This is a genomic window from Peptoniphilus lacydonensis, assembly GCF_900106515.1.
Classification (GTDB): domain Bacteria; phylum Bacillota; class Clostridia; order Tissierellales; family Peptoniphilaceae; genus Peptoniphilus_A; species Peptoniphilus_A lacydonensis.
This window is the reverse complement of the sequence record NZ_FNWF01000003.1, coordinates 143989-157242: the sequence shown is the minus strand read 5'-3', so window position 1 is coordinate 157242 and position 13254 is coordinate 143989. Positions and strand designations below refer to the sequence as shown.

At 28.3% G+C, this 13254-nt stretch carries 14 protein-coding genes; 9 read left to right on the top strand and 5 right to left on the bottom strand.

Annotation, left to right across the window (positions count from 1 at the left end):
* Positions 1 to 60: 60 nt before the first annotated feature.
* From BQ5450_RS02535 to BQ5450_RS02525, 3 genes are read left to right on the top strand one after another with little or no spacing between them, the layout of a single operon-like run.
* Complete coding sequence (locus tag BQ5450_RS02535) at positions 61 to 1131, top strand: carbohydrate kinase (RefSeq protein WP_071125890.1); 1071 nt, start codon at positions 61 to 63, stop codon at positions 1129 to 1131.
* Entirely contained in the window at positions 1121 to 2044 is a 924-nt protein-coding gene (locus BQ5450_RS02530; RefSeq protein ID WP_026038608.1) for a pseudouridine-5'-phosphate glycosidase, read from the top strand. The genes BQ5450_RS02535 and BQ5450_RS02530 overlap by 11 nt, the downstream gene beginning before the upstream one ends.
* The gene (locus tag BQ5450_RS02525; protein WP_199820664.1) at positions 2025 to 2528 is read left to right on the top strand and encodes an acyl-CoA thioesterase; all 504 of its coding nucleotides are present in this window, start codon (positions 2025 to 2027) and stop codon (positions 2526 to 2528) included. The genes BQ5450_RS02530 and BQ5450_RS02525 overlap by 20 nt, the downstream gene beginning before the upstream one ends.
* A 45-nt stretch (positions 2529 to 2573) precedes the next feature.
* On the opposite strand, the gene BQ5450_RS02520 is transcribed toward BQ5450_RS02525, so the two are convergent.
* Genes BQ5450_RS02520 through BQ5450_RS02500 form a run of 5 tightly spaced genes read right to left on the bottom strand, consistent with a single transcriptional unit; the run spans position 2574 to position 7588 of the window.
* Positions 2574 to 3353 (bottom strand): ABC transporter ATP-binding protein, encoded by a 780-nt coding sequence (locus BQ5450_RS02520; RefSeq protein WP_071125889.1) that lies wholly within the window; start codon positions 3351 to 3353, stop codon positions 2574 to 2576.
* A complete protein-coding gene (locus BQ5450_RS02515) occupies positions 3331 to 4320 on the bottom strand; it encodes an ABC transporter ATP-binding protein (protein WP_071125888.1) in 990 nt (329 codons plus the stop codon). The genes BQ5450_RS02520 and BQ5450_RS02515 overlap by 23 nt, the downstream gene beginning before the upstream one ends.
* Positions 4317 to 5132, bottom strand: coding sequence for an ABC transporter permease (locus tag BQ5450_RS02510; RefSeq protein ID WP_083379697.1), 816 nt, complete (start codon positions 5130 to 5132; stop codon positions 4317 to 4319). The genes BQ5450_RS02515 and BQ5450_RS02510 overlap by 4 nt, the downstream gene beginning before the upstream one ends.
* 1 nt (position 5133) lies before the next feature.
* Positions 5134 to 6075, bottom strand: a complete 942-nt coding sequence (locus tag BQ5450_RS02505) for an ABC transporter permease (protein ID WP_071125887.1) — start codon at positions 6073 to 6075, stop codon at positions 5134 to 5136.
* The gene (locus BQ5450_RS02500; RefSeq protein ID WP_071125886.1) at positions 6068 to 7588 is read right to left on the bottom strand and encodes an ABC transporter substrate-binding protein; all 1521 of its coding nucleotides are present in this window, start codon (positions 7586 to 7588) and stop codon (positions 6068 to 6070) included. Before BQ5450_RS02500 ends, BQ5450_RS02505 begins: the two co-directional genes overlap by 8 nt.
* A 183-nt stretch (positions 7589 to 7771) precedes the next feature.
* Here BQ5450_RS02500 and BQ5450_RS02495 point away from each other — a divergent pair, with 183 nt between their 5' ends.
* The 6 genes from BQ5450_RS02495 to rlmD all read left to right on the top strand — a co-directional run bounded on the left by BQ5450_RS02495 (position 7772) and on the right by rlmD (position 13093).
* The gene (locus tag BQ5450_RS02495; RefSeq protein WP_071125885.1) at positions 7772 to 8053 is read left to right on the top strand and encodes a DUF503 domain-containing protein; all 282 of its coding nucleotides are present in this window, start codon (positions 7772 to 7774) and stop codon (positions 8051 to 8053) included.
* Between the two features lie 11 nt (positions 8054 to 8064).
* On the top strand, positions 8065 to 8709 hold the full coding sequence (gene nth, locus BQ5450_RS02490; protein ID WP_010246993.1) for an endonuclease III: 645 nt from the start codon (positions 8065 to 8067) through the stop codon (positions 8707 to 8709).
* A 4-nt stretch (positions 8710 to 8713) separates the two neighbouring features.
* Positions 8714 to 10096: a VanW family protein gene (locus BQ5450_RS02485; RefSeq protein ID WP_234346987.1), complete on the top strand. Its 1383-nt coding sequence runs from the start codon at positions 8714 to 8716 to the stop codon at positions 10094 to 10096.
* A gap of 66 nt (positions 10097 to 10162) precedes the next feature.
* Positions 10163 to 10735, top strand: a complete 573-nt coding sequence (locus tag BQ5450_RS02480; protein WP_071125884.1) for a hypothetical protein — start codon at positions 10163 to 10165, stop codon at positions 10733 to 10735.
* On the top strand, positions 10726 to 11553 hold the full coding sequence (locus tag BQ5450_RS02475) for a CvfB family protein (RefSeq protein WP_071125883.1): 828 nt from the start codon (positions 10726 to 10728) through the stop codon (positions 11551 to 11553). Before BQ5450_RS02480 ends, BQ5450_RS02475 begins: the two co-directional genes overlap by 10 nt.
* The gene (gene rlmD / locus BQ5450_RS02470) at positions 11540 to 13093 is read left to right on the top strand and encodes a 23S rRNA (uracil(1939)-C(5))-methyltransferase RlmD (RefSeq protein ID WP_071125882.1); all 1554 of its coding nucleotides are present in this window, start codon (positions 11540 to 11542) and stop codon (positions 13091 to 13093) included. Before BQ5450_RS02475 ends, rlmD begins: the two co-directional genes overlap by 14 nt.
* Positions 13094 to 13254 lie beyond the last annotated feature (161 nt).

Genomic DNA, 13254 nt, shown 5'->3' with positions numbered 1-13254 from the left:
ATTATTGACAACCTCTAATCTTTTGATTACAATCTAATTAAATGATTAGAGGTGATTTTTTTGACACCAAGGGAAAGGGAAATTATAAATTTAATAAAGAAAAATCCAAGAATATCACAACAAGAAATTGCTGATGAACTTAATATAACAAGGCCTGGAGTTTCTGCTCATATAAATAATTTGGTCACATCAGGTTATATTCTTGGCAGGGGTTATATTTTAAGAGAGGATAATTATGTAGCAATCCTTGGCGGATGTAACATGGATATAACAGGCTACTCCTTTGATATTTTAAGAGGAAAGGATTCTAATCCTGGAAAAATTAAATATTCAAGTGGTGGAGTTGGAAGAAATATTTGTGAGAATCTTACTAGATTGGGTGTGAGTACAACTTTTCTTTCTGTTCTTGGGAAAGATGATGCAGGAAAAAATATTTTGTCAGAACTTAATTCATTAAATGTAGATGTATCCAAAGTTTTGATAACTGAAGGTATTACACCACATTATCTTGCAATTTTAGATGAATCTAAAGATATGTATGTTGCTGTAAGCGATATGGATCTAATAAAAAATATAGATAAAAATTACATCGATAAAAATAAAAAGATAATAGAGAATGCAAAATTTACAATTGTAGATACAAATTTAGAGGAAGAAACTTTAAATTATTTGCTAACAAATATAGAAGGCAAGTTTTTAATTGATGGAGTTTCCACAAGAAAAGTGATGAAAATAAAAAATTTACTGGACAAAATTTATTTTTTAAAAGTAAATATTTATGAAGCACAAGCTTTGGTTGGAATTGAAACAAGAGAAATTGAAAAATTAGGAGATTCTTTGTTAAATGAGGGTCTTAACAGTCTTGTTATAACTAATGGAAGCAATGGTTCTTATTATTTTGATAAGAATTTTAAGACTAAAAAAGAGTCAAAAAAAGTTGATGTTGTAAGTGCAAGTGGAGCAGGTGATGCCTTCATGGCAGGGTATTCCTATGGACTCTACAATAATTTTGAAACTGAAAAGAGATTATTATCTGCAGAGTGTGCAGCTAGAATTACACTTAAAAGTCATAATTCATGTTCAAGAGAGTTAAATGAAAATAATTTAAAGGGAGAGATGCATGATGAATAGTGAAATGTTAAAAAAATATGTTGAATACAGTGATGAAGTTAAAAAGGCAAGAGAAGATGGAGTGCCAATAGTTGCTCTTGAATCTACAATTATTTCACATGGAATGCCATATCCACAAAATATTGAAACGGCAAAAGCTTGTGAAGAAATTATTAGAGAAAATGGTGCTGTTCCTGCAACAACTGCTATTATTGGCGGAAAAATAAAAATTGGATTAACAGATGAAGAATTAGAATTCATGGCAACATCAGAGGATATTATAAAAACATCAAGAAGAGATTTTGCATATATTGTATCTAAGGGACTAAATGGAGCTACAACTGTTGCATCAACAATTATTGCATCAAGACTTGCTGGAATTAAGATTTTTGTGACAGGTGGACTTGGAGGAGTTCACAGAAATGCAGAGGTTACCTTTGATATTTCAAGAGATCTTGAAGAACTTGCGTCAAATGACATAATGATTGTATGCGCAGGTTGTAAATCAATCCTTGACATTGGTCATACACTTGAGTATCTTGAAACAAAGGGTGTGCCAGTATTTGGATATCAAACAGATTATATGCCTGCTTTCTTTACAAGAAAAAGTGAATTCAAAGTTGATTATAATATAAAAAATCCAAAGGAAGCAGCAGATGTGGCAAATACACAATGGAATCTTGGACTAAGTGGTGGAATACTTCTTACAAATCCAATCCCAGAAAAAGATTCTATGGATGAAGAAAAAATTAATGAAGCAATAGAAAAAGCTCTTGTAGAGGCAGAAGAAAAGGAAATTCATGGAAAAGAAACAACACCTTTTTTATTATCAAAAGTTTTGGAGGTAACTGATGGAAAATCTCTTGAATCAAATATTGCTTTAGTAAAAAATAACGCAAGGTTAGGTGCTGAAGTTGCAAAATACCTTTACTAATTCAAAAAAAGTTTCAGAGTCAAAGGTTGTTTTTACCTATGGAGTTATGCCTACTGATTTAAATACTGGTGGCACAATGTACGGTCCTAGACTTTTTGAAATTGCAGATCACAGTTCTGGAACTTGTGCAATAAGGCATACTAGAGGAAAAGTTGCAACTATTTCATGTGATAGTTTTAATTTTGTTAGACCAATAAATCAAGGTGATTTTTTAACGGCGACAACATATATATCAGGTGTTGGCAATACTTCTGTAGAAGTATTTACAAAATTTGTAAAAGAAGAATCAATGACAGGAGAGATGGAACTTGCAGCATTTTGTTTTTTAACTTTTAAGTGCAAGGGGACTGAAGCTGGTAAGATACCTCTTATTGAACCTGAAACTCTTGAAGAGAAAAAAATAATTGAAGGATATGAAAGTAGAAGAGAAATAAATAAAATTAGAAGAAGAAATAATAGAGGAATAAGAGAATTTTTAAAATAAAAATAAAGCTGTAAGTAATAATGTTATTTGCAGCTTTATTTTTTATTAATCAAATTTTATTGAAGAAAAAAGTTTTTTTGTGTATTCATTTCGATTAGAATTTTTTAAATCTTCAGTTTGAAATAAATCTACAAGTTCTCCATTTAGAAGTACTCCAATTCTGTCACACAAATAAGAAATAACATTTAAATCGTGAGAAATAAAAAGACAAGTAAAGTTATATTTCTCTTGCAAAGATTTTATTAAATTTAAAATTTGTGCTTGTATGCTTACATCTAGTGCCGAAACTCCTTCGTCTATTATTAGAAATTCTGGATTAATAATTAAAGCTTGTCCAATGGCAATTCTCTGTTTTTGACCACCAGAAAGACTGCTTGGATATTGTTCTAAGACATCTTCTTCTAACTCAATATCTTTTAAAATTTTTAAAACTTTTTTATCTCTTTCTTCTTCAGTGTATAAATTATGAATATTTAAAATCTCTTTTAGTGAAAATCCAATTGTCTTTTTGGGGTTCAGTGCAGAATAAGGATTTTGAAAAACTATCTGAACTTCTTTTCTATAATTAAATAGTTCGTCTTTAGAAAACTTTGAAATATCTTTTCCTTTAAAATAAATTTTGCCTTCACTTTCTTTTAAAAGTCTTAGAATTATATTTGAAAGAGTAGTTTTTCCAGATCCACTTTCTCCAACAAGTCCAAAAATTTCACCTTTATAGATAGAAAAATTAATATTTTTTAATGCAATATTTTCTTTTTTGCGAAAAAATAAAGAAGAAGATTTAAAAGTTTTTCCAATATTTTCAATTTTTAATAACTCTTGCATTTTCATCTCCGTATAAATGACAATTGACAATGTGACCATTAAAATTGGTGCTTTCAGGGAACTTTATTTTGCAAATATCTTTTGTGTAATCACATCTATCCCAAAAAGGACAACCTTCATTGTTTCTATTTTTAAGTGCAGGGACTTTTCCTCTAATATTATAAAGTTTTTCTCCTCTTTTTTTATAAGAAGGAACAGCTTTTATAAGAGCCTTTGTGTAAGGATGTAGTGGATTTTTTAAAAGATCTTTAGTATTTGCACTTTCCACAATTCTACCAGCATACATTACTAAAATTCTTTTAGATATTTTCTCAATTAAATTTAAATCGTGAGAAATAAAAAGTATTGCACCGTCGTATAATTTACTAATTTCCATAAAAAGTTCGATTATTTGTTTTCCTATATTTGCATCAAGTGCTGTTGTGGGCTCATCTGCTATTAAAACATAAGGATTTGCAATAAGACTCATGGCAATTACTATTCTTTGTTGCATTCCTCCAGATAATTCGTGAGGATATTTATTATAAATGTTTTCAGAATCTCTCAAACCACATTTTTCCATAGTTTCTAATACTAATTTTTTATTTTTTTCTTTAGAAAAATTATAGTGAATTCTTAAAACTTCTTCTATTTGTTTTCCAACTTTTTGAAGTGGATTTAGTGCAGAGCCTGGCTCTTGGAATATAGTTGAAATACAAGTTGCTCTATATTTTTGCCATTCTTTTTCAGATATATTTAAAATTTCTTTATCTTTTAGTTTGCATGAACCTGATAAAATATTAGCATCAAGGCTTTGAATTCCTAAAATTGTTTGTGTTGCAACAGTTTTGCCGCATCCACTTTCCCCAACAAGTCCAACAAAATCTTTTTCATATAAGTCAAAACTTATATGATTCACTGCATTTTTTAACGCATCATTTAATTTAAAAGCAACTGTCAAATCTTTAACTTCTAATAATTTGTTCATGCTTTTTTCTCCTTAAGTCTTTTATTTCTAAAACTTTCTCCATAAAGTGTAAAACCAAGGACTAAAAGTGAAAGATTTAGTCCTGAAAAGATAAAATACCAAGGTGCCTGCGAAAAATAAGATTGAGATTCCTTTAGCATTCTTCCCCAAGAAGGGTGAGGCGGGCGAACTCCTAAGCCTAAATAAGAAAGACCTGCTTCAGATAATATTGCTGAAGATATTGATAAAATAATTGCTACCATAAGTTGATTTTTTATATTAGGGAAAATATGATTTTTTGCGATATAAAATGGGCTAGCACCTTTTACAATTGCAGATTTAACAAAGGCAGATTCTTTCACTTGCAGAAATCCACTTCTAACTACTCTTGCAAAGTAGGGAATTGACATTGTTCCAATTGCTATAATTGTGTTTAAAATACCTGCACCAAATATAAAAACAAGCATCATTGCAAATAAAATTCCTGGGAAAGCCATTAATGAATCGATAAATCTCATAAGAATTTCATCTACATTTCCACCAAAATAACCTGCCGACGCTCCAATAATAGATCCAAAAATAAGTGCAAAAAATACTGTCCCAAAGGAAAGTAAAATTGTAATCTTAGTACCCTCCATTATCCTAGATAAAATATCTCTGCCCATATTGTCAGTTCCAAAAGGGTGAGTTAGTGAAGGTGATAAGAATTTTTCATTTGTAACAATTTCGTTTGGATTAAAAGGAGTCCAAAAGATGGAAATAATAAAAATAAGAAAGTACATAATTAAGATAAATTTTCCTATATTAATTGAAAGTTTATTTTCTCGTATCATATTAACCTCTAATCCTAGGATCTACAATTCTATAAAGTATATCTATAATTAAGTTTATAAAGATTACCATAAAAGCAACAGCAAAAACAACTGATTGTATTAAAGGGAAATCTCTTGATGATATCGACTGAACAATTAATGATCCAATTCCTGGAAGTGAAAATACATTTTCAACTATTAAACTTCCGCCAACACTGGAAGTTATGCTAATGCCAATAATTGTAATGACAGGAACTAGAGCATTTCTAAGGACGTGTTTGTACAAAATATCCTTCAAAAGAAGACCTTTCATCCTTGCAGTTCTTACATAATCTTTATTAATTTCATCTAAAATTGCAGATTGCATATATCTTATAATAGTTGCAATATTTGGAATTGCTATTGCAAGAGATGGCAAGAAGAATTTATACAATTTTTGAAAAAAGCTACCACTCATTGCATTATAAGATAAAGTTTTAAACCATCCAAGTTTAACAGCAAATAGATAAATAAGTAGAAAAGCAAGCCAAAAAGATGGAATTGAAATTCCAAGTTGTGTTATGGCTGTAATAATAGAAGAATACCATTTATCAGACTTTGCAGTTATTTGAATAGACAAGGGAATTGCTATTATTAAAGACAAAAATAAAGAAAAAAAAGTTAAATATAAAGTTACAGGAAGTTTCTTAAAAAAAAGCTCCTTTACAGGAACTTGATATTTTAAAGAAGTACCCATATTAAATCTTAAAATATCTTTTATCCAATTGCCATATCTTACTAGTATAGGTTTATCAAGTCCCAACTCTTTTTCAAGAGCCAGAACTTGAGCTTCATCCGCTTCTGTTCCTAATATAATTTCTGCTGGATTTCCGGGTAGAATCTGAAATACAAAGAAAATTATTAGACTTACAAAAAATAGTGTAATAAAAAGGGAAATAAGCTTTTTAATGAAAATTTTACTCATTTTCTAATTTTACATCCTCAAGATTTAATTTTTGAATAGGGTATTGGTTTAAACCTGTAAGTCCTTTTCTGAGTGCTTGATTGTTGTCTGGATCTGCTATGAAAACAGATGCAGCTTCTTCTGCTAAAATTTTTTGTGATTCTTTAATATTTTTAATTTCTTCTTCTTTTGTTGAAGCTTTTTCTGCATTAGAAATGGCAACATCAAAATCTTTTGATTTGAAATTAATGTAGTTCTTTTCATTTTCAGAAGTGTATCTTCCTAAAATTTGAACAGGATCAAGATACCCTATAAATCCAACAACTGTTGCTTCATAATCTCTATCTTTATAAACTTTAGTTAGCCAAGTAGAAAATTCAATAGGATCGATAGTAACATTTACGCCAACTTTTTCTAGTTGAGATTGGATAAGTTCAGCTGTGTCCATGTGATATTTATAATCACTTGGAACTGTTAGTTTAAAACTAAGTCCATTTTCATAACCTGCTTCTTTTAAAAGTTCTTTTGCTTTTTCTTCATCGTGAGGATAATATTCTCCTAAATCTTCAAAGTATTCTTTTAAAGCAGGTGAAAAAGAAGAAAATAGTTTTGTAGCATTTCCCTCTGCGGCGCTTTTTATGATTTCATCTCTATCAATTGCATAATTTAATGCAAGTCTTACATTTTTGTCTTGGAAAGCTTTAAAATTGTTGTTTAAACCCATAACTTGAACTAGATTTTGTGGAAAACTTTCTATATTACAAGAATCTTTAAGTTCATCTGCTTCCTCTGATGAAATGCGATCAGCTAAATCTAAGTCCTTATTTTTAAGTGCCATTATCATAGTTTGTCTGTCAGTAATTCTTATTACTTCAACATTTTCAAAATGAGCTATATGATCTTTTCTGTGATAGTTTTCAAACTTTTTAAGCTTTAAACCCTCTCCTGGAGTGTAAGAAACAAATTCATAAGGACCTGTTCCTATTGGTTTAGTTCCGTTATCTTTATAATCTTTTTCAACAATTGGTCTTAAAGTTAAATATATGAATCCATTTTGTCTTTCCTTTAAATGAACTCTAATATTTAAATCATCAATAACTTCAATTTTATCAATAATTGAAAATTTTGATGAAAGAGGTTCCTTTGATGTCAAACCTGCCATGGCATCGTAGGTATATAAAACATCTTCAGCACCAAATTTCTTACCATCGTGAAAGTAAACATCCTTCTTTAACTTAAAGTCATAGGTTTTTCCGTCTTCTGAAACAGAATAACTCTCTGCTAAATCAGGAACCAAACTCCCTTTAGTGTCTACATCGAATAATCCATCAAAAACTTGATCCATAATAGTTTCAGTGTCACCAGCTGTCATTTTAAATGGATCTAACGAATCAATTTCTGTAGCCATCGCTACTCTTAGTGTGTTTTCTTCGCTTTTTTTATCACTATCTCCTGCTTTGTCCTTTGAATTGGAACAACCTGCTAGAAGTAGTACTCCTAGAAAAAAAGTTAAGACTAAAGTAATCCTTTTCATGATTCCTCCTAAAATATTTTATTTGCGGCAATTACCGCGATTAAAATATATCATATAATTAGATTAAATTCCATTTAATTAAGTAAAATTAATATTTTATAGTGTAAAAATAATTTAAATTCTATAAGTTCAAAATTCAAATTAAAATATAAAGAATTATATATTCATGTTATAATAATTATTATGATAATAGGAATATGTACTTTAGAGATATTTATTTACGGAGCAAGTTCTCTAAAAGATAAGAGAACTATTTTAAAAAGTATTATTGAAAAGTCAAAAAATAAATTTAATATTTCAATTGCTGAAGTGTCTGAAAATAACAAGTGGCAAAAATCTGTTATAGGATTTACAACTGTGTCAAATGACAAAAAAGTTGTGGATAGAACTTTAGAAAAAGTAATAAATTTTATAGATAACTTTGAAGAAATTGAAATTTTAAATATTGAAAAAGAAATTTTATAAGATGGTGAATAATGAAAAATTTATTAACTCATGATGAAGCAGATAAATGTTTAGATATTTTAGAAAAAACTTATCCCGATGCGCATTGTGAACTTGTTCATAAGAGTCCTTTTGAGCTTTTAGTTTCAACAATTTTATCTGCTCAATGTACTGATGTAAGGGTAAACAAAGTTACAAATGAGATTTTTAAAAAATATAATAAACCTAGTGATTTTGCCAATATGAATATAGAAACTTTAGAAAATCTTATAAGAGAATGTGGATTGTATAGGAACAAGGCAAAGAATATTAAAGCTTCATCAAAAGTGATTATAGAAGAATTTAATGGACAGGTTCCAAAAACTATTAAAGAATTAATGACTCTTCCAGGAGTTGGAAAAAAAACTGCAAATGTTGTTGCATCAACTGCTTTTGGAGTTCCAGCTATTGCTGTTGATACTCATGTTTTTAGAGTCACTAATAGAATTGGATTTGTAAGTGAAAAAAATGTAGAAAATACCGAAAAAGCTCTTCAAAATAAGATTGATAAAAATAGGTGGACTAAAGCGCATCATTTATTTATTTTTCATGGAAGAAGATGTTGCACTGCTAGAAATCCAAATTGTGAAATGTGTAGTATTAATAAGATTTGTAGATATTATAATGAGGAAGTTTAATAAAGTGGAAAATTTTAATACAAAATTATTTGATATAGATAAAAAATTTTTAATAACAATTTCTGTCATATTGATGATAATATTTTTATCCATAATTTACTTTACAAAGGAGTATGTAAATCCTAATATTCATAAGGGTGTAAAAATAGAAAATATTGATGTTTCTAATTTATCAAAAAAAGAAGCTTTGTCAAAAGTAAAAAAAGAAACGGATGTCATTATAAATAATAAAAATATTGATTTTTATGTTGGAGAAGAAAACTTTTGTATTCCTCTAAAGAATTTCGGGTATAATCTTGATTTAAATAAGGCAGTTAATGAAGCTTATTCTTATGGAAGAGGAGATAATTTATTTTCAAATTATTTTAAGATTATAAAAAGTAGTATTGTTAAAAAAAATATTATTGCTGATACTAATATAAATATTTCAAAAAGAGATAAAGTCGTTGAAGATCTTTCTGAAAAAATATATAAAAGGCCAGTAGATGCAAAGATAATAATAAATGAAGACAAAACTGTAACTGTAAAGAAATCAGAAATTGGAAGATATTTGGATTTAGATGAAACAAAAAAATTAATTAATTTAGATATGTTGAAGGAAGAAAAAATTGAGCTTCCTGTTTATGATAGCAACCCAAATATTACATCAAGTTATTATAATGGTATAGATAAACTTTTGGGGGATTTTGAAACTGATTATTCTGGATCTATAAAAAATAGAAAAGATAATATTAAACTTGCAGCTTCAAAATTTAATAATTTAAAATTAAGTCCAGGGGATGAAATTTCTTTTAATGATGTAGTTGGAGAAATCACTGCTGAAAATGGTTTTAAAAGTGCAACTGTAATTGTTGGTGGTGAATATGAGAGCGGAATTGGTGGTGGAATTTGTCAAGTTTCGACAACTCTTTACAACTCTCTTATCTTATCTGATTTAGAAATAATTGAAAGGCACAATCATTCTAGGCCTATAAGTTATGTTGATTTGGGGACTGATGCTGCCGTAGCAAGTGGTTATAAAGATTTAAAATTTAAAAATAATACAAATAATCCCATAGTAATATTATCCCAAGCTAATGGAGAAAAACTTGACTTTAAAGTTTTGGGAAATGGAAAAGATAGAGATTATGAAGTAAAAATTATTCCAGAACTTTTAGAAACAATAATTCCTGATGTAAATACAATTTATTCTGATGATATTTCAGATGGAGAATCAATTGTGAAACAAAGTGGAAGCAAGGGCTATTCATATAAAACTTATAAAGAAATCTTAAAAGATGGTAAAGTAATTGATAAAAAACAAATTTCTAAATCTTATTATGTTCCAAAAGATAAAATAGTTGTAGTTGGAACGGGAAATGAAAGTGATGAGAATGATGAAGATTAATAAGGGCTTAGGCTCTTATTTTTTTGTACAATATAAAAAAAATTAATTCTGTGATAGAATAGCTATATGAAAATATTAAAGAGATTTAGAAAGAAAAAGTCTATTTATAAAGTTTTGATAGAAAATAATTTTAATTTAAATGAAAGTAGTGAAATCAAACTAAGTGATGGAAGTTATGAACTTTCTATTGCAAAAGGCAATCTAAAAATAAATTACATTAATACAAAAGAGATTAACAAGGCTGTTGATGATTACTATGTAAATAAAAAAGAAGCAATTGACGAATTTGAAAAATTTTTTGAAAATAATAGGGCAATCGAATCTGAAAGGAATTTTTTAACTTATTTACTTCAAAAGATAGAGTTTGATGAGTCACAATTGGTAGGGCTTTCTATATTACTTATGCGCGATTCTAATGTTGAAGAGTGTGTAAAATTTGGAATACTTCTTACTAAATATTATAATTTAGTAGAAGTCAAAAAAGCATACGAAATATTTTTAAATTTATTAAAATGTCCCTGTTTTATTTATTATGGCATAGATGTTTTAAAAAATATAGATTATGGAATAATCGACGATTTGTATGAAGAAACTACTGATATTGGTAAAAAAATAATTGAGGAGAAAACATGGAATTAGGAAAAGTACAAAAATTAAAAGTTGCATCTAAAAAAGATGGCATAATATTTTTAGAAGATGAAGAAAAGAATGGAGTTAGACTAAGTAAAAGTGAAGGAGAAAAATTAAAAGTAGGAGAAGAAGTCGAGGCTTTTGTGTACAATATTCACGATGAATTTGAAGCGACATTAAAAAAGCCATACGCAGAGGTTGGAGATTTAAGAAAATTAAAAGTAGTTGATAAAGCAAAAGTAGGATACTTTGTGGACAATGGTATTGGCAAGGATATATTTCTTCCATTTAAAGAAAGCTACGGAAGACTTACTGTTGGAAATGAATATCTTTTATACCTTTATCACGACAAAAGTGACAGGTTAGCTCTTACTATGAATATAAAAAATAAACTAAAAACAAATGAAAATTATAAAATAAATGATATAGTAAAGGGTACTATATATAGCATTGGAGATAAAGGAGCTTTTGTTGCAATTGAAAATGAATATGACGGAATGATACCAAAAGAGGAATTAAAGGGAATCTATAAAATAGGTGATGAAGTAGAAGCTAGAGTTCAAAGAATATTACAAACAGGATTTATTACACTAACTCTTAGACAAAAGGCATATAAACAAATTGATGCAGACAGTGATTTAATTCTTGAACTTTTAGAAGAAAATGGTGGAGTTCTAGAAATAGGGGATAAATCTGACAAAGAACTTATAAAAGATTTGACAGGACTTAGCAAAAAGGCTTATAAAAGAGCTGTTGGAAACTTATATAAAAATAGAATTATAAACATTTATGATACAAAGATAGAGTTAAAGCATGGAAGAAAATAAATACAGATCTAAGATTACAGATTTTGATTTCAAAGGACTTGGGATAGCAAAAATAAATGGAGTTCCAGTATTTTTAAATGGAGGAGTAATTGGCGATGAAGTTGAATTTATTATTACGAAGAAAAAGAAAAACTTTTATAAAGGAAAAATTTTAAAAATTATAAAAAAATCAAAGGACAGAGTAAGTAGCCCCTGTCCTTATTTTAAAAAGTGTGGAGGTTGTGATTTTTTAACCTATAAAGACGAAAGTGAACTCAATTGGAAAAAAAGAAATGTAAATAAGAATTTAAAAAAAATTGCAGGCCTTGATTTAAAAGTAGATGAAGTAATAGATTCAGATGAAAAAATTCATTATAGAAATAATATGCAATTTCAAGTAAAAGATGGAATTATCGGTCTATACGAAAAAAATTCAAAAAATATAGTTGAAATAGACGACTGCATTATGCAAAAAGAATCTGCAAATGAAGCTCTAAGAATAATGAAAAATTATAAAAATTTAAAAGAATTAAAGGGGATTGGGATAAGGACCAATTATAAAGATGAAGTTCTTTTAATATTAGTTTCAAAAAAAGGAAAGATAGAAATAAAGTCTATTTTATCAAATTTGATAGACTCTGGAGTAAAGTCAATATATTTAAATTACAACTCAAGCGATAAACATTATTCAAGGGAATTTGAAAAAATTTATGGAGAAAACTATATTGAAGAAAAAATATTAGATTTAAATTACAAAGTTTCACCACAATCTTTCTTTCAAATAAATAGAAGTGCAACAGAAAAACTTTATGAGAAAGCAATTGAATATTTAGAAATAAAAGAAGATGATAAAATTTTTGATTTATATTGTGGAGTTGGCTCAATTTCACTTTCAGTTGCCAAAAAGGGTGCAGAAGTAATAGGAATAGAAATAGTAGAAAGTGCCGTAGAAAATGCTCGTAAAAATGCAGATAACAATAAAATAGAAGCAAGGTTTGCAAAAGGTGCAGCAGAGGATATAATAGAAAGACTTTGGCATGAAGAAAGAATATCGCCAAATAAAATAATAGTAGATCCACCAAGAAAAGGGCTAGATGAAAAATTAGTAAACTTTTTAAAAGAAAATCCAGTGGAGAGAATAGTTTATATATCTTGCAATCCAGCAACACAAGCAAGAGATTTAAAGTCCTTAAAGGAAGTTTATAAAGTAGAAAAAATATCATTAGTAAATCTATTTCCAGAAACTGCTCATGTGGAGACGGTAGCTCTGTTGTCCAAACTAAATACAGAACATCATTTAGATATAGAAATAGGGGAAGATGAATTATCTGAAATTGACTTTTCAAAAGACGCAACTTATGGAGAAATTAAAAAGTATGTGTTAGATAAATACGGACTAAAAGTTTCAAGCCTATATATTGCACAAATAAAAAGGAAACATGGTCTAATAGAGAGAGAAAATTATAATTTTAGTAAGAAAGAAAATCAAAGAGTGCCAAATTGCCCAGAAGAAAAAGAAAAAGCAATCGAAGATGCTTTAGAGCATTTTGGAATGATTTAAATAATATCTAAGATTGAAAATTTTAAAATTAAGACTTAAAAACTTTAAGATTAAAAAGATATGTACTTCTTATATAACCTAAGAAGATTAATTGAAAATCAGGGGAACGATGATGGTAAAATAAAAAATTTTAACAACTAAAGAAGAATTAGGCATTATTG